Genomic DNA, 22,051 nt, shown 5'->3' on the forward strand with positions numbered 1-22,051 from the left:
ATATGACCTTAGTTCAGCTCGAATATATTGTTGCCGTAGATACTTATAGAAGTTTCGTAACTGCTGCCGAAAAGTGTTTTGTAACCCAGCCGACCTTAAGTATGCAGGTGCAAAAATTGGAGGAATTAATTAGCGTTAAAATTTTCGACAGGAGCAAACAGCCTGTAAGTCCGACAGAAATTGGTGCGCAGATTATTGCGCAGGCCAGAATCATCTTACAAGAAAGCGGCAAAATTAAAGAGCTGATCAGCAGTCAGCAGCAGGATGTAATGGGCGAACTGAAAATTGGGGTGATCCCTACTATCGCACCATATTTACTACCCGAGGTGATTTCGGCCATGCTGGATAAATACCCGGAATTAAAACTTTTAATTTGGGAATATACCACCGAAGACATTATTCATCACCTCAAAACCGGTGTACTCGATTGCGGTATTTTAGCTACGCCACTTACCGACCCTAACATTACGGAGATCCCGTTATATTATGAAAACTTTGTAAGCTACATCAGCAAAAACAGTAAGCTTTATAAAAAGAAGGCCGTTGATGCTGAAGACCTGAACGACGAAAATATCTGGCTCTTAAATGAAGGTCATTGCATGCGCAATCAGGTATTGAACATTTGCCGTTCTACCAAAAATAATAGATTACAGGGATTAGAGTATAATACCGGTAGCGTAGAAACCCTGGTGCGTATGGTTGATTTAAACGGTGGTGCTACCTTATTGCCGGAACTGGCCATAGCTGAACTTAACGCTAAACAATCCAGCAAAATACGCCACTTCAAATCGCCTGAGCCTGTGCGCGAGATTAGTTTGGTTACACACAAAAACTTTATTAAAAAGCGGATGCTTAATGCTTTAAAAGATGAGATTTTAGCGATTATACCGAAAACAATGAAGCAGAAAAAGAAAAAAGATGTTGTGGGGATTTAGATTGTATGGCTAAGTCTAAAGGGGAATTGAGCAAGGCAGGCATTGGATGACTTTACCCACGCAATCGTCATGCTGAATTCATTTCAGCATCTATCACACTATAAGACCCTGAAATAAATTCAGTGTGACGCCTCAAGTAAAGATATGATCAATAATAGAGAATTTCAGGATCTCAGAAGCCTACCCTTTGTCTTTACTCACAAGATCTGCACGCGTAAGCCCTGTTTCAGCAAGATTTTTATCTGCTAAAAAGATCAGAATGATTAATAAAAAATACTACTGATTTTGTTTTTCTACCGGAGGTGCAGATAATAATCCTTTAATATCACTTTCCACTTCTTCTTCTTCGCCCTTTTTCTTTTTCTTGTTCTTAGATTTTAAGCCTTTGCCACTTAAACGCTCCTCAATAATTTTATCATATTCGGTTTGTTGCTCTGGCCTTAAAACATTGCGGATATTTTTTGAAGTTTCGTTCTGAAGTTTATAAAATTTATCTACGTCATCCTCGCGTGAGTTACCTGCCTGCTGCCTTTTAATTAAATCAGCCTGTTCTTTAGCCTGGTTATAAGTAAAGCTGTAGATGACACTTTTTTGTGTCCCGTTAAGTTTTAATCGCTTCTCCAGGTCATCTACATTCTTCTGTGCAATTTCTGCTGGGGTAGGTACTTTATTCTGTTGTGCACGCACTAATACATTTACACCAACAATAATTAAAAATAAGATTACAAGCCTTTTCATTCCGAATATTTTATATGCGAAGTTACTTAATTATCTTAAAACAAGAAAGTCCCGGTTTACACCGGGACTTCTCTTAAATTTTATAGAATGTTTAGCTTACAAAGCTTTTTTGTAAAGTTCTGCAACTGCATCCCAGTTAATTACATTCCAAATTGCCGCTAAATAATCAGGGCGTTTGTTTTGGTATTTTAAGTAATAAGCGTGTTCCCAAACATCGATACCTAAAATTGGTGTTCCTTTTACTTCAGCAACATCCATTAACGGATTATCTTGGTTTGGAGTAGAAGAAACCTGAAGTTTTTTATCAGCACCAACTGATAACCAAGCCCAGCCAGAACCAAAGCGGGTAGCACCAGCTTCCTGTAATTTAGTTTTAAGATCAGCAAACGAACCAAAAGTTTCATTAATTGCTTTAGCTAAATCGCCAGTTGGCTCACCACCTTTATTTGGACCTAAAATGTTCCAGAATAAAGAGTGATTATAGTGGCCACCACCATTATTTCTAACAGCAGCAGGAAATTTTGAAATGTGTTTTACAATTTCTTCAATGCTTGAATTTGCCTCTGGCTTACCTTCTAACGCTTTATTTAGGTTGGTAACATAAGCCTGGTGGTGTTTATCATGGTGAATCTCCATGGTAGTTTTATCAATATGCGGTTCTAATGCATCGGTTGCGTAGTGTAACGCAGGTAATTCAAAAGCCATAATGTTTTATGTTTTAAGATTTAAAAATGTTTCTTGTAGCAAATATAACATTAGAACGTTAAGATTTGTTCATGTTATTATCATCAAATCATTTTCCGGGTTAATGTTGTAATGTTAAAGGTTTTAATGTTGGAAGGTTTTAAGAAAAATTACCATCGTCCCGATTTGCAATCCGGGATGCATGAGAAAGGCGATTGTATCGCCATCTATATCTAAAACGCATACAAATACAAATCTCACTAAGAGGCTATCTCATAAAATTGTCGTTCACGTTAAGCCTGTCAAAACGGCCTTGTAAGACATTTAAAATAGGTCCTTTAATAAGCTACCATTGACATTATTTTGCAACTATTTATTAATGAACGACTTGTGAAACCTATGCAATTCCGCATAGCTAGGCCGTAGCACCGCATCTCCGTTCCGCTTAAATCCGGCCTAACAAATTTTTCGGGCTACACTGACAAAGCCATCCCACTAGCTTCGAAAGAAAAATTTTCAGCCGGTGTTTTTTGTTTCTTTTTGACATCAAAAAGAAAGAGCCCTTCGGCGGCGGCTAGCCGAGGCAAGGCTTCGCCCTGGGCAAAAAAAATAAATGAATAAGTCATTCATACTGATTTTTATCCAATAAATTATCCCTCAGGATGAAAATCTACATTTATGAGACAGCATCCTATTAGGCTATGAACTGCATACTATGAACCATCAACTCAATCTACCTCTTTTTCGCAAAGAATTCCTTCATGAGTACTCCGCATTCCTCCGCCATTACACCACCTTTTAGGATCGTTTTTGGATGAAGCAGGTTTGCATTTTTGGAGATAAATCCTCTTTTTTCTTCTCTGGCCCCATATACAATGCGGCCAATCTGTGTCCAATAACTCGCCCCCGCACACATTACGCAAGGCTCAATGGTCACATATAAAGTACAATCCCTTAGGTATTTGCCACCAATAGTTTGTGCAGCAGAAGTGAAAGCCTGCATTTCGGCATGTGCGGTTACATCATTAAAGCGTTCAGTTAAATTATAACCACGGCCAATAATCCTGTTTTTACTTACTACGATAGCACCTATCGGAATTTCATCTTCAGCTAAAGCTTTTTTTGCTTCTTCCAAAGCTAATTTCATATAATGAATATCTTCTTCCTCAGGGTCGGTATTTTCGAAATTGTAAAAACTCATGAGGCAAATATAGGGTAATAATGGCCAAAGACTTCTGACATTTAAACTGAAAATTTGGTTAAGTTTTGGAGCGCAATGTTACTGCTTATCGGCTGCTTCAGTCCTGCTTTCTGTTCTAAGTACTCACTCGTGCCTCGCTTGCGCGCTTTCCACTTCATCCGATGAATATCGGATCAGGGCTATTTGGCAAGACCTGAACGCAGACTTCCGAAGTTTTCAAGGTCGGGGACCAGCAAAACTTCGAAATTCTACACGCATCACACCAGTTTACTTCCGTTCGGCACTTTACGCTCTACGCTAGTTAATACGATATCGCCGTTTTCATCGGCAAAACCAGTCACTAAAAATTCGGACATAAATTTGCCAATCTGTTTTTTAGGGAAGTTTATCACGGCAACAATCTGTTTTCCGGGCAATTCTTCCAATGTATAATGTTTGGTAATCTGCGCGCTGCTCATTTTAATGCCAAATTCGCCAAAATCTACCTTTACTTTATATGCTGGTCTCCTGGCTTCAGGAAATTCGAAGGCCTCTAAAATAGTACCTACCCTTAATTCTACTTTTTCGAAATCACCCCATGTAATCTGTTCCATATATAATCGATGTATGTAGGACAAAAATATAAATTATCAGGCATTCCATACCGTCTTCGAAACAAAACATGGCAATTCAACCGTTTGCATTAATTTAACCCCTTTTTATAAAAAATTTGCGTTTTATATTTTTAGCACTATCTTTATGCAACCGTTTGCATAACCAAATATTAAAATAATATGAAAGCATGTATTTATTAGGCATTGATTTAGGTACCTCATCCATTAAGGTTGCCATTGTTGATGCAGCTACACAAAAAAATATAGCCTCCGCTCAATATCCGGAAACGGAAACAGCGATTAAATCTTTACAGTCGGGCTGGGCAGAACAATCGCCCGATGATTGGTGGCATAATGTTCAGCAGGCCATTCTCAAATTAAATTCGACAGGTCTTTTTGATCCAAAAGAAATTAAAGCCATTGGTATTGCGTACCAAATGCATGGATTGGTTGTGGTAGATCAAAACCAGCAGGTGCTCCGCGATAGTATCATCTGGTGCGATAGCAGGGCTGTTGAACTGGGCAATGGTGCTTTTGAGGCAATTGGTCACGAAAAATCCTTAAAATACCTGTTGAACTCTCCCGGCAACTTTACAGCATCCAAACTGGCCTGGGTAAAAACAAACGAACCAGACATCTATAACCGCATCGATAAAATTATGCTCCCTGGCGATTTTATCGCCATGAAGTTAACCGGAGAAATCACTACCAGCATTTCGGCACTATCTGAAGGTATTTTCTGGGATTTTGAAAACCACGAAATTTCTAAAGATGTAATGGACTATTATGGTATTTCGGGCAATCTGATCCCAACCGTTAAACCATTATTTTCGGAACATGGCTATTTAAAAACCGACATTGCCCATTTACTAAATCTACCTGCCGGTATTCCAGTAGCTTATAAGTCTGGCGATCAGCCGAACAATGCACTTTCCTTAAACGTATTAAAACCCGGGGAGGTTGCAGCCACAGCCGGAACATCAGGGGTTATTTATGGCGTAAGCGATGAGCTTACTTACGATAAACAATCGAGAGTAAATACCTTTGCGCATGTAACGTATTCAGCAGAGAAAAAGCACACGGGCGTTTTACTTTGTATTAATGGCACTGGCAGCATGTACCGTTGGGCAAAGCATACTTTTGCGCCACAGTCTACCTATGCAGAACTGAATATCCTGTCGTCAAAAGCACCAATAGGTAGTAATGGCTTAAAAGTACTTCCTTTCGGGAACGGTGCCGAAAGGATGTTAAATAACCAATATACAGGCGCAGCGTTATTAGGCATCGACTTAAATCTTCACAATCAATCAGATATTTTCAGAGCGGTACAAGAGGGCATTGCTTTTTCTTTCCGTTATGGATTAGATATTATGCGCAAAAACGGTATGGAGCCTAAAGTAATCCGCGCCGGAAGAGCCAACCTGTTTTTAAGTGATGTATTTGCACAAACGTTTGTAGATGTTACGGGCATCCCGGTAGAACTTTACGAAAACGACGGCAGTGTAGGCGCAGCCTTGGGTGCAGGTATAGGCGCCAGCATTTTTAATAGTGCAGAAGAAGCCTTTAGCAACCATGAAGTAATCAAAACTTTAATACCACAACATTCAGCTGTGTATGAGCCAATCTACCAGGATTGGAAAAAAATATTAGAAAAACAATTAGCAATTGGTTAAGGGTTGATCGTTTCATAGTGAGATCTACTATAAACCATTAACCAATAGACCATCAACCAAAAAACAAAAAACATGACAAAAGTAGTAACCGGAGCAACGGAATTTTTCAAAGGTATCGAGCAAATCAAATTTGAAGGCCTGGAAAGCGATAATCCACTAGCATTTAGATGGTATGACGCCAACAAAGTAGTAGCTGGCAAAACCATGAGCGAGCACTTTAAGTTTGCTTGTGCTTACTGGCATTCATTTAATGGTAATGGCGCAGATCCGTTCGGAGGCGCAACACACGTTTTCCCATGGGATGAGAAAAAGGATGCAGTAGAGCGGGCTAAAGATAAAATGGATGCAGCCTTTGAATTTATCACCAAAATGCAGATTCCATATTATTGTTTCCATGATGTGGATGTGGTAGATTATGGCGATGACGTTGCTGAAAACGAGCGCAGATTACAAGCCCTTGTTGAATATGCAAAACAGAAACAAGCAGATAGTGGTGTAAAATTGTTGTGGGGAACAGCCAACTTATTTAGCCACAAACGCTACATGAACGGTGCTTCTACAAATCCGGATTTCCACGTGCTGGCGCATGGCGCTGCCCAGGTTAAAGCAGCTTTAGATGCTACTATTGCCCTTGGTGGCGAAAATTATGTTTTCTGGGGCGGAAGAGAAGGCTATATGAGCTTATTGAATACCAACATGAAACGTGAGCAGGAACATTTGGCAAAATTCTTACATACCGCTAAAGATTATGCACGCAAGCAGGGTTTCAAAGGAACATTCTTTATTGAACCAAAACCATGTGAGCCTTCTAAACACCAATACGATTACGATGCAGCAACAGTAAAGGGCTTTTTACAACAATACGATCTGTTGGCAGACTTTAAGTTAAATTTAGAAGTAAACCACGCTACACTGGCTGGCCATACTTTCCAGCATGAATTACAGGTTGCAGTAGATAATGGCTTATTAGGCTCTATCGATGCAAACCGTGGCGATTACCAAAATGGCTGGGATACCGATCAGTTCCCGAACGACATTAACGAACTAACGGAAACCATGTTGATTATTTTAGAGGGTGGTGGCTTACAGGGTGGAGGTGTAAACTTCGACGCGAAAATCCGCCGTAATTCTACTGATCAGAAAGACTTATTCTATGCACACGTAGGTGGAATGGATATTTTTGCAAGGGCATTAGTTACTGCAGATGCCATTCTTCAAAAATCTGATTACAAAAAAGTAAGGGCCGACCGCTATGCTTCATTTGATAGCGGAAAGGGTGCCGAGTTTGAACAAGGAAAATTGAGTTTAGAAGACTTAAGAAATTACGCTGCAGAAAATGGCGAACCAGAGGTACGTAGCGGAAAGCAGGAATATCTTGAAAATCTGATTAACAGGTATATTTAATTTATTTTTATAAAATGAAATCTCCGTGGTCTGTGTCCTCACAGACCACTTGCGTTTGATTTAATTAGCATGGTCTGTGTCTCCACAGACCATGGATTAAATTAATAAACGTCACTTTAACATTTTTTAATTCAAAAAAAGCGGAGATTAATTTATGATTTTACTACATTTAGATTTCTAAACCAAATAACTTAAATGAAAGTCACAGATTACATTATTTTTCTAGCCTACTTTGCCATTGTAGCAATTTACGGTTTCTGGATCTACCATCGTAAAAAACAAAAGCAGATGAGCAGCAAGGATTATTTTCTTGCAGAAGGTTCACTCACCTGGTGGGCAATTGGTACATCTTTAATTGCCTCGAATATTAGTGCCGAGCAATTTGTAGCCATGAGCGGTGATGGATTTAAAATGGGATTAGCCATTTCTACTTACGAATGGATGGCAGCTGCAACATTGGTAATTGTTGCTACATTTTTTATCCCTGTATATCTTAAAAATAAGATCTACACCATGCCACAATTTTTAAGTCAACGTTACAATGGTACCGTAGCCATGATTATGGCTGTGTTTTGGTTGTTATTGTATGTTGTGGTAAACTTAACCTCTATCTTGTACCTGGGTGCACTGGCTGTAAGCAGTATTTCGGGTATTGGCTTTTGGTATTGTATGATCGGCCTGGCCATTTTTTCTGTAATTATAGCTTTAGGCGGAATGAAAGTAATTGGTTACACGGATGTAATCCAGGTGGCGTTTTTAATTTTTGGCGGTTTAGCAACTACTTATTTAGCACTTAATTTAGTAAGTGACCATTTCGGTGGTCATGGCGTACTAGATGGTTTATCGTTCTTAAGAGAAAAGGCGCCAGATCATTTTCACATGATTTTTAAGAAAGATAGTGCCAATTATGCCTCATTACCAGGCATGACGGTATTGCTTGGTGGGATGTGGATTGTAAACTTAAACTATTGGGGCTGTAACCAGTACATCACCCAGCGTGCCTTAGGTGCTGATCTTAAAACGGCCAGAGCAGGTATCTTATTTGCTGCCTTTTTAAAGCTTTTAATGCCGTTAATCGTGGTATTGCCAGGTATTGCAGTATATATGTTATATCAGGAAAAAACAGGTATTGATGTAAATTCAATGATGCCTGGCGGAGAACTTCGTCCGGATAGGGCTTACCCTACTTTATTAAGTATTTTACCAACAGGACTTAAAGGTTTGTCTTTTGCTGCCTTAACCGCAGCGATTGTTGCTTCATTAGCCGGTAAAATCAATAGTATCTCTACCATTTTTACCCTGGATATCTTCAAGAAACACATTAATGTAGAAGCCAGTGAGAAAAAACTGGTAAGTACCGGACGTGTGGTTGTAATTATTGCTATGGCGATTGCAATCGCCATTTCACCTTTCTTAGGTATCGATAAAAAAGGTGGTTTTGAATTTATCCAGGAATATACTGGCTTTGTAAGTCCGGGTATTTTCGCCATGTTTATATTGGGTTTCTTCTGGAAAAAAACCACTTCAAATGCAGCTTTATTTGCAACCATAGGTGGTTTTGGCTTATCCGTATTGCTAAAATTCTTGCCAGGAATGATGGATTTGTCTTTCCTACACGATTTTGGATTCTCGGTAGCCAATGCAGATGGAGTTTATGAAATACCTTTCTTGGATAGAATGGGAATTGTATTTGTAGTCTGCATCATCGTGATGTTTGCCATCAGTATGTTCGAAAATAGTAAAGGCGATAAATCTAATGGTTTAGAAGTAGATTCGAGCATGTTCAAAGTACATCCTTCGTTTGCCGTTGGATCACTGATTGTGTTCGGAATTTTAGTTGCACTTTATTCTACTTTCTGGTAAAATTAAAAACCAACAATATCAAAAGGGCTCGCGATGAAAATTGCGAGCCTTTTTTGTTTGTTTGCTCCCGTTTCCATGCAGAGAACTGATTAATTCGTATATCCGCTATGCTTAACTATACGGACAGGATAGATGTTCTGCCGATATTTTTAACTCAAAGTCGTCACCCTGAATTTATTTCAGGGTCTTAATAGCAGGAAAGATGCTGACCACGAAGTAGCTATTAGGCCTTTAAAACAATAAAAACTGCTAATAAAATAAATTCAGCATGACGATAGCTTTAGAAAGGAAGTTAAAACTAATCAAAATGCATAAATATTAATCGAACTAAAAGTTTATAAACATAAGAAGTACCATCGTTAAATAAAATTATGCTGATAAAAATAGGACCTCTTTGACTGGGAACATTGCATTTGAAATTCAATCTTATTTGCTAATCCGTAGAGACGCTGCGCTTAACTCTACGGACAGGATAGGCAGGGAATTATTGCGCACAAGGCCCGTCAGGAATTTCTTTGCTGATTTTAAGCACTTTCATGACCACTAAAGTCGAATCAAAATCACTGGAAACGATACTGGTATCAGATTTCGCAAAATAACCTTCCAACTCTACGTATACTGGTTCGTAAGGTTTTTCAAAGCCTAAATTGCTATAAGAAAGTTCTAAGTTTTTTACGCTGTCTTTAACCCAATACTCTCGCCCATCTTCGCATAACGTAAAAGATTTCACCTCAGGACCAAAACTATATAAACCTTTAACAGTTTTCAGGTTACTTTTTTCTCCTTCGGCTTTATCGTTCCTGTTACAAGCTGTAGCGGCTACGCCAAGGAGCACAACGAATACAATTGCTTGTTTAAATAACTTCATTTTATATAGTTTGATTAATTTGATCTATCTTTTTAACACTTAAATTGGATGACAAAGCAGATGCCAAAAATGAGAAGATACCTACTGTAACAAAAACTAAAACAAAATCTTTCCATTTTAATGCGATTGGATAAGAACTTACCAGTGTTTTGTTTACTTCATCGCCCATTTTAATAAAACCATAGGTATGCTGAAAATAATAAAATATAATTCCTATAATTAAACCCAGTACGCAGCCAGACATGGTGATCATCATGCCCTCAAATAAAAATATTCGTTTGATTAATTTTTTGCCCGCGCCTAAACTGCTTAGAATGGCAACATCCTTTACCTTATCAATTACCAACATGGTTAACGACCCTATAATGTTAAATATAGCAATAATGAGGATAAATGTAAGGATAATATATACTGCCCATTTTTCGGTGTTTAAAATGTGATAGAGCGATTTATTTTGCTCGGCCTGATTTCTGACTTCATAATCTTTACCAGCCTTTTCGATTATTTCGTTTTTAAAATCATCTACATCAACACCGGGCTGCAGATTGATCTCAATAGCAGACACATTTTTGTCTTCTCCAAGTAGTTCTCGGGCAAAATCTAGTGGAACAATGATCCCATTATCGAAATCTTGTTGTACCTCAAAAACACCACTTACCCTAATATTTTTTACAACAAAATCGTCGGCCGGATTTATTGTATTTACTGCGATATCCTTCTTTGGCGAATAAATTTCCAGCTCGGTGAAAGGATCCACAGTATTAACAGCCAAATAACTTTGCAGGGCCGAACCAATTACCGCATTGTCACCACTCTTATTATGCAGTATAAAACGGCCTTCTTTAATGGTACTGTCTAATTTGGCGTTCTTTAAATAATCTAAACTTACACCTTTAACCATCCCAACAGCTTGCTTGTTATTATATTTTAACAAGGCATTTTCTTGCAACACCTCGGTAAAAGCAGCAACATCCTTATTTTTTCTCAGCTGATTAAAGTAGCTTGTATTTGGATCAAAGGTTTTCCCCCTGGCTGGTGTAATCGCAATTTGCGGTGTAATGGTATCGAACATATTCAACACCACTGTTTCTAAACCGTTAAATACCGAAAGGATAATAATTAAAGCTGCGCTCCCTACCATTACCCCTACCATTGATATACCCGAAATCAGGTTAATGGCATTGGTTGATTTTTTGGCAAAAAGATACCTTTTGGCAATGTAAAACGATGTATTCACAGCAGTAAAGATAGTTAAAATGTAAGATGGCAGTAATGTAAGATGAAATAAGTAAGATGGAATATGTGAGATGGTTATTACATCATCCTTCATCCGTTTTACATTTTTACATCAAAAAAACGGGTTATGTTGTTTTTCAAAACCAATGCTTGTTGCTGGCCCATGACCAGGATAAACTTTGGTTTCATCAGGTAAGACAAAAAGCTTATCAGAAATGTTTTGGATTAATTGCTGATGGTTACCGCCTGGCAGATCTGTACGGCCGATACTACCGTAAAAAAGCACATCACCACCTATTAATATATGATCAGCAGCGCTATAAAAACATAAATGTGCCGGTGAATGTCCGGGCGCAAAAATTAAATCCAGTTTGCTATCGCCAAAAGAAATAGTTCCTGTTTCGGGCAAGAAGGTATCAGGCAAGGGGGATACCTCATAACGGGTAAAGCCCATGGATGGCGCATAACCGGGAACTGCATTTAAAATCGGTAATTCGCCCTGATGAAACTGCGGTTTTAAACCATAGGTTTCGGACACAAATTTATTGCCGAAAACATGATCGAGATGGCAATGTGTATTAAGCAATAAAACAGGTTTTAAACTTTCCTGTGTGATGAAAGCGGCTAATTCATTTTGCTCAAAACCCTCGTACATACCTGGATCGATGATGACACATTCTTTGGTTTCATCGTAAAGTACATAGGTATTTTCGCTGTAAGCGTTAAAAGTAAAAGTTTTTACTGTAATCATAAGTCTTAGAAAAAGCCTGTTTCCCGAAACAGGATAATAATTAATAAATTAATTTTTCCACCTGAAGGTAGAAATCAAGGTATCGATATCTTTTTTAATAAATTTAACAACGGGCTCAATAGAATCATATTGTGGGCGTTCATTAAAGTATAAAGCGCCTCTAAAATAATGTTTAGCACTGTCTGTTAAAAAAAACTGAACTGAAGAAGCCGTATTCCCTTCAATGGCGTAGTAAACGCCATAAACTTTACGGTCAGGGAAATTGATGATTTTCTGATCAATCGCACTTGCCTTTATGGTATGTTTGAAAGCCAGTTTACGTGCATCTTCAACCATCTCGTCGTATTCGCTTTTACCCGAAACATCGTAATAAGTTAAATGCAAAAAGCCATTAAACTGTTTAAAGTGCAAATTGTACCAGTTCTTTTGAGCATCACGGCTTTGATCTTGCTCTATTACCGAATAGGTAGGATATTTAAACGTAAAGGGAACAGGCTTGGTAAATGTTGTATAGACTTTTTTAGGAAATACGATCCTGAAATAAGCTTTTGGCTTGGGGCTGTAATCATGATCCTGACAAGCTGTTATGAACAAAAGCAGTACAAATGGAACACAGATCAGTTGTTTTAGTTTCATAGCATTTTATCAAGGATTTTTTCCGTGATCTTAGGGAGCAGGCTGTTGTTAATATCGCAGTTACAACAAGTTTATCATTATTTATTCCAGATTGCCCAAGCTTTTTCGGCCTGTTTGTAAAGCATTTCCAAACCATTTTTAACTGCCGCACCGCGTTCAGCGGCTTTAGCCAAAAATGTGGTCTCCAGCGGATTGTACACTAAATCGTAAGCCAAATGCCCTGATCCCACTAAACTGTAATCAATTTCCGGAAAGGTATCAATATTTGGGGACATCCCCAAGGGCGTGGTATTGATTAACAACTGGTGAGAAGTTAAAATTTCTGGTGTAATTTCTGAATATAGAAGAGCACCAGGAACAGCAGTTCTTACCACCACCTGGTATTGGATATTCAATTTTTCTAAAACATATTTTACAGCTTTAGCCGCGCCACCATCGCCTAAAACAAGTGCTTTGGTGTGGTGTGGACCTAACAACGGTTTTAGCGATTCTTCAAAACCATATGCATCGGTATTATAACCTTTTAAATAGGTTTCACCTTCAAATTTTTTGATCGAAATACAATTTACGGCACCAATTTTTTCTGCAGCTTCATCTACCTCATTTAAGTAGCACAGCACGTTAACTTTATGCGGAATAGTTACATTAAGGCCACATAGCGATGGGTTCTCACTCAGCAAGTCTGGCAGCGATTTGATATCGCCAATAGGAAAAAGCTCATATTGATGATCGGTAATGCCCTCATTCTGAAACTTCTCAGTGAAATATTTTTTCGAAAAGGAGTGAGAAAGCGGGTACCCGATTAGACCGTATGTTTTCATATTGATATAACAAGCAAACCTTACAGGTTTTTGAAACCTGTAAGGTTTATTTAACTATGCGCCTCGCAACGACGGATTTTGTCTTTATTTTACCTGGTTAAGGAAATAGTCGAAAGTATCTCCCCTTAATCCTAAGCGAATGGTTTCTAAAGGAATTACTTCTGCCGGGGCAATATTACCCAGGTTTACATTGCTACCAATCAACTTAATAAACCAAACCTGCTGTTCTTTCTGAGGAGCCTCCCAGATAATGGTTTCTTCAGGAATCTGTGTTAAAATTTCATCAACCAATCCTTCCCTTACTTCGCCGCTTCCACGGTAAATACCTACATTACCACCTTCTCGGGCTTCTGCAATCACTTTCCATGAGCCCGCCTCAAGTTCGGCCTGCATTAATTTAATCCACTTATATGGTGCAAATATTTTGGCTGCATCTTTACTACCAACTTCCGAAATTACAGTTACCTGCTTAGAGAGTTCGCTGATAAAACCACATTTCTTGTCGTGTTCAATTTCGATGGAACCGTCAGATACTTCTGCGTATTCCATTCCATATTGATCTAAAACACGCTGATAATCTGAAAACTGGTTACGGATGATAAAGGCTTCAAATAATGTACCTCCGAAATAGGTAGGAATGCCTGCACTTTTATATAAAGCTAATTTTTCTTTAAGGTTTGGTGTTACATGCGATGTTGCCCAACCTAATTTTACGATATCAGTATGTACGCCGGCAACTTCAATAAAATCTTCAACCTGGCGTAGGCTCAATCCCTTATCCATAACCATTGTTAAGCCTTTTTGGCGCGGTTTAGCTGGACGTTCGGGAACGTTTAATAATGGATAATTCATATGCGTACAAAAGTGAAAAAAATTTTGAGATTTATTTGTTAAATTTTTCTCACAAGCTCGTTACCTTATATATCTGTTTATAACATTCAGAATAGCACTATTATCCTGTAATTGCGGTAAATATTCAAATAAAATATAGTGTTTATCAGGGTCTGTTGTTAAAGCCGTTTCCAGATATCCGAGCGCATCGCCATAGTTCCCCAAGGCAAAAAGATAGGCCACCATCCTGTAATACAGTTCTGCAGCTTCCGGATTATTCTTAATGGCCTCTGCCATTGTTTCTGCTGCTTCCAATAATTTCCCCTGCTCGTAAAGTACGGTACTAAAATCCAGCCAGGCTTCAATATCCAAAGGATTAAACTCCAATACTTTTTCGTATGCTTCTATCGATTCATCAATCTGGCCTAATTTATAATAAGCATCAGCCATAGCAAACCAGAAATCAGCATTTTCAGCCTCCAAATCAATTGCCTTTTTATAAAAATGCAGCGATTCGAAATAACGTTCTTCGAAATTCAGTGTAACACCAATCCCAAACCAGGCATCAGCCATTTTAGGATCCATTTTTACTGATTTTTTATAATAAGAACGGGCTTCGTCCATTTTTTCCAGTTTCTCGTAACATTCGCCAATGGCACAATAAGTATCGGCATTAGGCTGTTCATATTCGAAAGTCTGTTTGTAAACCTCTATCGCCTCATCGTATTTATCGAGCTGTACAAGCGCATTTCCCTTATTAAAATAGGCTGAACTAAAATCTTCTTTAATCAGGATGGCATAATCGTAAGCGTCGATCGCTTTTTCGAAAAGGTTCAGCTTGTGGAAACTATTGCCCAAATTATACCAGGCCGCATAAGAATAGGGATCGGTATCAATGTATTGCTGATAAAACTTAATACTTTCTTCTTGTTTATCTAATACATCATAACAAAAAGCCAGCTCATACAAACCATCCTGGTTTTCCATATTTTGCTCTAAACTGAGTTTAATATAGGTAATGGCACTTTCATAATCGCCCATGCTCTGGTAAACATAAGCCATCTGCAATAAAATTTCATCAGTACTTTCGGCCAGTCCCAAAGCTTTTTCATAGTTTTCCAAAGCCTCATCAAAACGTTCGGTATTTTGAAAAATATTACCGCGGAGCAAATAAATATCTGGCTCAGACGACTCTAAAAGTTCGGCCTTTTGCAAAGCAATAAAAGCCTTTTCATTATTGTTGGTTAAGATGTAAAGGTGGGCCTGTTTAATTAAAAATACTGTTGCATAAGGATGTTGACTGATTGCAAAATCAACTACCTGCAAAGCTTTGACCGGATCATTTTTCTCAATGTAAAAATCTACAATGTATTCGAATGCACCTGCGTCGAAAAAATACTGATCCTGGTTCCGGAGCATTTCTTCGTAACGCTCTACCGAACGTTGTGCATCTTCGTTGGATTCAAAAAAGAATTCTTCTTCCATATATTATACTATTAAAGAACCGTGCCAATTAGCAGAAAAACACATTATAAGTTTAACGATTTTAATTATCCGTTTTTAAAATAATTATTAACATCAACAGATACAAACACTGTAAACAGCTGAATATAAAGCGTATTAACTGTGATTAAGATGTGTGGATAATCGATAGATTTTTTGCAACATCGCGGTTCCTTTTCCCTTCTTTTACAAAAATACTATAAATTTATGGTATATGCGTAATTAAGAAGTCAGGAAAGGATTAGTCGTTTTTGCTCTGTTTGCTACAAATACCTTTGCACAAAGATTGCCAGATTGTTTATATTCTTGATACAAGGAGAAAAGAGGGGTGCAACTAATGGTTGTTCAGGAATAAAAGATTTTATTGCAGGTCAGGCTATTATAGAATTCGTCATTGCGAGGAGGTACGACGACGCAATCTTACTACTATGGGCTATAGCGATCGTTGTAAGATTGCTTCGTCGGCTGAAAAAGCCTTCTCGCAATGACGAATTGTTGATATTATTTTTCTTTCTCTAAATCTGCTGCACCTTTTTTAAATAATTCGGCCTGTTTGCTCAATTTTGCTTTTGCTTCTCCGCTTGCAGCATCCGACTGTTTCGCTTTGCCCTGTGCAGTTGCAGTATAAGCACCAGCAAGTTGTTTATTTAAATAAGGCTGTAATTTTAATCTTTCAATAGCATTGCCAATGTTCGCTATGCCTTGCTCGGTAACTGCAGGATTAGTATTGGCTCTTAAATACTGAAAATACTGACCAACCACTCCAAATACTTTATCCCTATCCCCTGTAAGCATAATGTTATCATAAAATGCCTGATAATCATCTTTTGGATCGTTGATGTATAAGGATGCGATTGAAGGTGCAATATGCGCTCTCGTATCTTCATCTAAGGATGCTATGGCAGACATCGTTTCCTGTGGCGCCAGTTTGGCCAGGCCATCCACACCAGCAGCAATTACCTTGTAAGATCTATCTTTTAAACTTGCTAACACTAAAGCTTTATAGGTTTGGTCTCCCGTTTCGGCCAATTTTACAATGGCAGCCGATCTTGCATCGGTGTTTTTATCTGTTTTGGCAATCTGAAGTAAAATTGGTAAAGCTGCTGCTTTAATCTGGGCATCTTCTAAGTTAATGCCTGCAATACTTAAGGCGCGTAAATCTGCTGATTTATCTTTTAAGCCTTCCAATAGCACCATCTGACCGCTTTGGGCTTTGCTCTGCATAATAAATTGCAAGGCCTCAATTCTATTGGCATAACTTGGCGCATTTTTGTATTGAAAATAATAGTTCTCAGCCGTTTTATTATCATTGGTTTCGCCAACTAAAATTTTATCTACATCAAAATCGATTAAATCCGGTTTGGCACTCACCTCAAAACCAAAATTCTGCTCCCGGCTATTGATCAGAACTTCTTTCCTGATTTTTTTACCTCCGGCATAAATATCAAGTTTAATCGGCAACGTAAAGGTCTGTACACTGGCATCCTGTGTTTGTTTAACTTTAATGGTTGCTTTACCATTATCATAGCCATAATCAATGCTTAAAATCGGGTGACCACCATTGTAATACCACTGATTAAAATAAGGGCTCCAATCTTTTCCGGTAACATCTTCCATAGCTAAACGCAATTGGTGTGTTTCGCCATTTTTAAAGGCATTGGTGGTAAGGTAACGGTTAAGCGACTTGTAGAAAGCTTCATCGCCCATTTGGTTTTTTAAGGCGTATAGAATAACAGATCCTTTAGCATAACTGATATTATCGAACATATCTTCCTTATCGTTATAATAGAAGCGTGCCAAAACCGGACTTTCGCCTTTTTTAGTCGAACCGAGATAAGATTGTAATTTTTCGTAACGCGATTTATCTTCCGCGTCCTGGCCGGCATCACGCCCATGCCAGATGATCTCGCCAAAGGTGGCAAAAGATTCGTTCATGGTTAAGTTAGACCACGATTCGGCCGTTACATAATCGCCAAACCACTGGTGGAAAAGCTCGTGTGCAATGGTACCTTCTTCATTTCCATCCAACAGCTCGCGGTCTGTTTTCTGTACCTGCTCGCCATGTAAAGTAGCTGTAGTATTTTCCATCGCTCCAGAAACATAATCTCTGGCTACCACTTGCGCATATTTATTCCATGGATAATCTATGCCTAATAAATTACTATAAAACTGGATCATATCTGGCGTTTTACCAAAAATCTGTTTGGCGTAAGGTGCGTATTTAGGCTCCAGATAATAGCTTACTTCTTTACCTTTATAATTGTCTTTCGTGATTTTAAACTCACCTATGGCCATCATAAACAAGTATGGCGAATGTGGCAAATCCATTTTCCAGGTATCGGTTCTTGTACCATCGGCATTGTTTTTTTGGCTCACCATTTTCCCGTTTGACAGGGTAGTATATTTCGATTTTACCGTCATCGAAATTTCCTCGGTTGTTTTCTGATCGGGTTTATCGATGGTTGGAAACCAGGCAGATGAAGATTCTGTTTCGCCCTGGGTCCAGATCTGTGTAGGCTTATTTTTGTCAGTACCATCAGGGTTGATGAAATATAAACCTTTAGCATCGGTTATGGCCGCGCTCCCCTTTACTTTCAGTTCATCAGGCTTGGCCGTGTAAGCAATATATACAGTATATTTTTCGGCATTAGTGTACTTTTTATTTAAATTGATATATAACTTATTATCGTTATACGTGTACTTAAGTGGGGTATTCCCTTTGGTTCCAACCAAAGCAACCGTTTTAATGTCCATCCCCTGCGCATCAAGCGTTAGCGAATCGGTGGTGTAAAAATGAGGCTTTAATGTTATCCAGGCTTTACCATAAAGGTAGCGCTTGGCATAGTCAAATGAAACATCAAGTTTGGTATGTACCAGATCGTTAATTTTTGTTGAGGTTACGCGGTAAACGCTGAGCTTTGATTTTTCTGCAGCTTGCTCCTGCGCGAAAAGCGGATTGGCTGCAAAAACAGCGGCCAATAGTACGCCACAGGCAATATTTTTTTTATTCATTTTTTAAGATTTATAATTTTAATTTGGCCTGTAAAACCTGCATGGTATCTGCAAATTCCTTATTTGTAAAATGATGTGTGCCAAATAAATAGGATGGCTTCCTTAGTCCGTTTCCAGATACTTCCCAGAGCAGCGTATTGGTAGCCTTTTTAGTTTGTGCGTTAAGGCTGAGCCCAAAACCTAAAAGGGCGATGAATAATAGTTTAATGTTTTTCATTAAATAGTGGTGATGCGTAAAATTAGGGTAAGATATTAAGAATTGTGACAAAGTTAAGCTTCTCTAAGCCCATAGAAAAATCTAGCTCATAAAATATTGTTTTCGTAAATGCAAATCGTTATTTTGGTCAAATATGAAAAAGGCGCTTTTATTCCTCATTACAATCTGCATCACTACTCTGGTTTCTGCACAGCAATATGTTATTAATGCACAAATCACTGGTTTTGAAAGTGGAACTAAGTTTTACTTAAACGATCCGGAGCTTGATACCGACATTGATAGTGCCATAATTGAAAATAACGTTCTAAATTTCAAAGGCACGCTTAGGAAAACGCCTCAATCGCTATGGGTAAAAACAACTGTAGCAAATGACTTTTATTACTTTACCTTACTGATGGGAAATGAAAAAATTAATGTGAATGGAGACATTAAGGATTTTCCTTTTGATCTGAAGATAACGGGATCAAAAACGCAGGACATGCATAATAAAATGATAGACTTGACTAAAGCAGGAAATAAACAACGGAATAAATTAGTAGCAGAATATTTTGCCCTGACAGATGATAGTGCTAAATTAAAGGCTAAAGCAATATGGAAGGTTATTGGGAAGATAGATAGTACAGACCAGGTTACAAGAATGAATTTTGTAAGGCAGAATTTAAATAGTTTTGAAGCGCTTGATGCTCTTTTTTATCTTAAAAATGATTTTCCAAGAGATACAATCCGTAAATTTTATAATTCACTTCATTCAGATTTTAAGAATACGTTATATGCAAAAAGAATTGATACGTATTTAAAGGTTGGAGAGATTATCGATAAAGGAGATAGTTTTTACAATTTTAATGCTTTTGATAAAGATGGGAAGAAACATTCTTTATCTGAAGTATCGGGCAAATATATATTACTAGATTTTTCATCTACATTCTGTGGCCCTTGTATTGCTTCAATTCCGGAGCTAAAGGAGATCTCTCAAAAGCTCAGTGATAGTTTATCAGTAGTCTCCTTTTCATGCGATGCCGGGAAAGAAACCTGGCTGAAAGGTTTAAATAGAGACCAAACAAAATGGCTAAGCCTCTGGGACGGGAAAGGATTTTATGGTGAAACAATCATCAAATATGGTATATCAGGTTACCCTACTTTTGTACTCATCGATCCACATGGAAAAATCGTCTCCAAATGGTCAGGCTATGAAGACGGAACGCTATTTAATAAAGTTCTTGGACAGATCTCTACAAAATCCAATTAATATTTGTTTTGCTCTTAAGCCTAAACCCAATGTGGTGTATAAAAGAGAATCAAAAATAATTTGATCTTTCTACTAAGCAAAGGTTTTAAACAAATTGCGATAAGATAAGTGCTAAACATACCTGCTTTCCTTTATTTTTTTGTTTTTTTGTGTAAACCAAGAGAAATATGGCTACAGATATTCAATCTATTTTAAACAGATTAGGCATAAACGCAGACAATGCAGCCTATAGTACAGGAAGTAATTGGGGTGGGGCAACAAACGCCAAAAAATTAGAAAGTTATTCTCCTGTTGATGGCAGACTGATTGCTTCGGCTAAAGTTGCCAGCGCAGCTGATTATGATACTGTTGTAGCTAAAGCGCAGGAGGCATTTACGGCCTGGCGTTCGGTTCCAGCCCCAAAAAGAGGAGAAGTGGTGCGCCAGTTTGGTGATGCATTACGTGAAAATAAAGATGCCCTGGGCACTTTGGTTTCTTACGAAATGGGGAAAAGTTTGCAGGAAGGTTTAGGCGAAGTGCAGGAAATGATCGATATCTGTGATTTCGCAGTGGGTTTATCCAGGCAGCTTTATGGTTTAACCATGCACAGCGAACGCCCAAGCCACCGCATGTACGAACAATGGCACCCCTTAGGAATTGTGGGGATCATTTCTGCATTTAATTTTCCAGTGGCCGTGTGGAGCTGGAACGCAGCACTGGCTTTGGTTTGCGGCAATGTTTGCATCTGGAAACCATCAGAAAAAACACCTTTAACCGCCATAGCCTGCCAACATATTATCGCAAAGGTTTTTAAGGATAACGATATAGCCGAAGGAGTTTGCTGCCTGGTTTTAGGAGATCGGGAAATTGGCGAACTCATGACCAATGATGGAAGGATTCCATTAATTTCTGCTACCGGATCAACACGAATGGGTAAGGCAGTTGGCGCTGCAGTAGGCGCAAGGCTAGGAAAAAGCCTGTTGGAACTTGGTGGCAATAATGCCATTATTATTTCAGAACATGCTGATTTAGACATGAGTTTAATCGGAGCGGTATTTGGCGCAGTTGGCACAGCTGGCCAACGTTGCACTTCTACCAGAAGGTTAATTATTCAAGAAAGTGTATATGATGCTTTTACCGCAAAACTGGTTAAAGCTTACGAACAGTTGCGCATTGGCAATCCCTTAGATCAAAATAACCACGTGGGTCCGTTAATTGATACTGATGCCGTTGCAGCCTACCTAGATTCTATAGCTAAATGTAAGGCCGAAGGTGGTAATTTTGTGGTAGAAGGTGGCGTTTTAGCTGGCGATGACTATACCAGCGGATGTTATGTAAAGCCATGCATTGCTGAGGTGCAGAATGATTTCAAGATTGTTCAACACGAAACGTTTGCACCAATTTTATATCTGATTAAATATAAAACATTAGAGGAGGCTATCGCCTTACAAAACGCTGTTCCACAAGGCTTATCATCGGCTATTATGACCTTGAATTTAAGAGAGGCAGAGCATTTCTTATCAGCTAAGGGATCTGACTGTGGTATAGCTAATGTAAATATCGGCACTTCTGGTGCAGAAATTGGCGGTGCTTTTGGTGGCGAGAAAGAAACAGGTGGCGGCCGTGAAAGCGGATCGGATGCATGGAAAGCTTATATGCGCAGACAAACCAATACCATCAATTACTCGAATACGTTGCCGTTGGCACAGGGCATAAAATTTGACCTTTAATTAATCTGTTGGTCGGGATTTGAAATCCCGACCAACTCGTTTCTTATCTGCATTAAAAATGCAGCGCTCAACTATCCTCGTTACAAATAATGACCATCTTTTAAAACAAAAAAGCGCTAAATCTAAAATA

Annotated in this window: 20 protein-coding genes; 6 read left to right on the plus strand and 14 right to left on the minus strand. The window is 38.5% G+C overall.

Annotation, left to right across the window (positions count from 1 at the left end; all coding sequences use genetic code 11):
• The first annotated feature begins 2 nt into the window (after positions 1 to 2).
• Positions 3 to 935 (plus strand): hydrogen peroxide-inducible genes activator, encoded by a 933-nt coding sequence (locus OQX63_RS12200; RefSeq protein WP_265851148.1) that lies wholly within the window; start codon positions 3 to 5, stop codon positions 933 to 935.
• A gap of 276 nt (positions 936 to 1,211) precedes the next feature.
• On the opposite strand, the gene OQX63_RS12205 is transcribed toward OQX63_RS12200, so the two are convergent.
• From OQX63_RS12205 to OQX63_RS12225, 5 genes are all read right to left on the minus strand, one after another.
• Positions 1,212 to 1,673 carry a hypothetical protein gene (locus OQX63_RS12205; RefSeq protein WP_265851149.1) on the minus strand — a complete coding sequence of 154 codons (462 nt, stop codon included), beginning with the start codon at positions 1,671 to 1,673 and terminating at the stop codon, positions 1,212 to 1,214.
• 96 nt (positions 1,674 to 1,769) lie between these two features.
• A complete protein-coding gene (locus OQX63_RS12210) occupies positions 1,770 to 2,378 on the minus strand; it encodes a superoxide dismutase (RefSeq protein ID WP_090497809.1) in 609 nt (202 codons plus the stop codon).
• A 452-nt stretch (positions 2,379 to 2,830) separates the two neighbouring features.
• Positions 2,831 to 2,983, minus strand: coding sequence for a hypothetical protein (locus tag OQX63_RS12215; protein ID WP_265851150.1), 153 nt, complete (start codon positions 2,981 to 2,983; stop codon positions 2,831 to 2,833).
• Positions 2,984 to 3,090: 107 nt separating this feature from the next.
• Positions 3,091 to 3,558: a nucleoside deaminase gene (locus tag OQX63_RS12220; protein WP_265851151.1), complete on the minus strand. Its 468-nt coding sequence runs from the start codon at positions 3,556 to 3,558 to the stop codon at positions 3,091 to 3,093.
• Between the two features lie 257 nt (positions 3,559 to 3,815).
• On the minus strand, positions 3,816 to 4,151 hold the full coding sequence (locus OQX63_RS12225; RefSeq protein WP_265851152.1) for a tRNA-binding protein: 336 nt from the start codon (positions 4,149 to 4,151) through the stop codon (positions 3,816 to 3,818).
• A 188-nt stretch (positions 4,152 to 4,339) separates the two neighbouring features.
• Here OQX63_RS12225 and OQX63_RS12230 point away from each other — a divergent pair, with 188 nt between their 5' ends.
• The 3 genes from OQX63_RS12230 (at position 4,340) to OQX63_RS12240 (ending at position 9,091) form a co-directional block, all read left to right on the plus strand.
• On the plus strand, positions 4,340 to 5,824 hold the full coding sequence (locus tag OQX63_RS12230; RefSeq protein ID WP_265851153.1) for a xylulokinase: 1,485 nt from the start codon (positions 4,340 to 4,342) through the stop codon (positions 5,822 to 5,824).
• A 72-nt stretch (positions 5,825 to 5,896) separates the two neighbouring features.
• Positions 5,897 to 7,228, plus strand: coding sequence for a xylose isomerase (gene xylA, locus OQX63_RS12235; RefSeq protein ID WP_265851154.1), 1,332 nt, complete (start codon positions 5,897 to 5,899; stop codon positions 7,226 to 7,228).
• A gap of 195 nt (positions 7,229 to 7,423) precedes the next feature.
• On the plus strand, positions 7,424 to 9,091 hold the full coding sequence (locus OQX63_RS12240) for a sodium/sugar symporter (RefSeq protein ID WP_265851155.1): 1,668 nt from the start codon (positions 7,424 to 7,426) through the stop codon (positions 9,089 to 9,091).
• Positions 9,092 to 9,575: 484 nt separating this feature from the next.
• Here OQX63_RS12240 and OQX63_RS12245 read toward each other — a convergent pair whose 3' ends face one another.
• The 9 genes from OQX63_RS12245 to OQX63_RS12285 form a co-directional block, all read right to left on the minus strand.
• Complete coding sequence (locus OQX63_RS12245; RefSeq protein ID WP_265851156.1) at positions 9,576 to 9,959, minus strand: hypothetical protein; 384 nt, start codon at positions 9,957 to 9,959, stop codon at positions 9,576 to 9,578.
• Between the two features lies 1 nt (position 9,960).
• The gene (locus OQX63_RS12250) at positions 9,961 to 11,289 is read right to left on the minus strand and encodes an ABC transporter permease (RefSeq protein WP_322974391.1); all 1,329 of its coding nucleotides are present in this window, start codon (positions 11,287 to 11,289) and stop codon (positions 9,961 to 9,963) included.
• 18 nt (positions 11,290 to 11,307) lie between these two features.
• Positions 11,308 to 11,946 (minus strand): MBL fold metallo-hydrolase, encoded by a 639-nt coding sequence (locus OQX63_RS12255; protein WP_265851158.1) that lies wholly within the window; start codon positions 11,944 to 11,946, stop codon positions 11,308 to 11,310.
• 48 nt (positions 11,947 to 11,994) lie between these two features.
• Positions 11,995 to 12,582, minus strand: a complete 588-nt coding sequence (locus OQX63_RS12260; RefSeq protein WP_265851159.1) for a gliding motility lipoprotein GldD — start codon at positions 12,580 to 12,582, stop codon at positions 11,995 to 11,997.
• Positions 12,583 to 12,659: 77 nt separating this feature from the next.
• The gene (locus OQX63_RS12265; RefSeq protein ID WP_265851160.1) at positions 12,660 to 13,403 is read right to left on the minus strand and encodes a shikimate dehydrogenase family protein; all 744 of its coding nucleotides are present in this window, start codon (positions 13,401 to 13,403) and stop codon (positions 12,660 to 12,662) included.
• Between the two features lie 84 nt (positions 13,404 to 13,487).
• A complete protein-coding gene (locus OQX63_RS12270; protein ID WP_090497784.1) occupies positions 13,488 to 14,255 on the minus strand; it encodes a phosphosulfolactate synthase in 768 nt (255 codons plus the stop codon).
• Positions 14,256 to 14,315: 60 nt separating this feature from the next.
• On the minus strand, positions 14,316 to 15,719 hold the full coding sequence (locus tag OQX63_RS12275; RefSeq protein ID WP_265851161.1) for a tetratricopeptide repeat protein: 1,404 nt from the start codon (positions 15,717 to 15,719) through the stop codon (positions 14,316 to 14,318).
• 519 nt (positions 15,720 to 16,238) lie between these two features.
• On the minus strand, positions 16,239 to 18,749 hold the full coding sequence (locus OQX63_RS12280) for a M1 family metallopeptidase (protein ID WP_265851162.1): 2,511 nt from the start codon (positions 18,747 to 18,749) through the stop codon (positions 16,239 to 16,241).
• Positions 18,750 to 18,759: 10 nt separating this feature from the next.
• Positions 18,760 to 18,966, minus strand: coding sequence for a hypothetical protein (locus OQX63_RS12285; protein ID WP_265851163.1), 207 nt, complete (start codon positions 18,964 to 18,966; stop codon positions 18,760 to 18,762).
• Positions 18,967 to 19,099: 133 nt separating this feature from the next.
• Here OQX63_RS12285 and OQX63_RS12290 point away from each other — a divergent pair, with 133 nt between their 5' ends.
• Positions 19,100 to 20,212 (plus strand): TlpA disulfide reductase family protein, encoded by a 1,113-nt coding sequence (locus OQX63_RS12290; RefSeq protein ID WP_265851164.1) that lies wholly within the window; start codon positions 19,100 to 19,102, stop codon positions 20,210 to 20,212.
• 167 nt (positions 20,213 to 20,379) lie between these two features.
• Positions 20,380 to 21,921 carry an aldehyde dehydrogenase family protein gene (locus tag OQX63_RS12295; protein WP_265851165.1) on the plus strand — a complete coding sequence of 514 codons (1,542 nt, stop codon included), beginning with the start codon at positions 20,380 to 20,382 and terminating at the stop codon, positions 21,919 to 21,921.
• The last annotated feature ends 130 nt before the right edge of the window (positions 21,922 to 22,051 follow it).

This window comes from Pedobacter sp. PF22-3 (genome assembly GCF_026239555.1).
GTDB lineage: Bacteria > Bacteroidota > Bacteroidia > Sphingobacteriales > Sphingobacteriaceae > Pedobacter.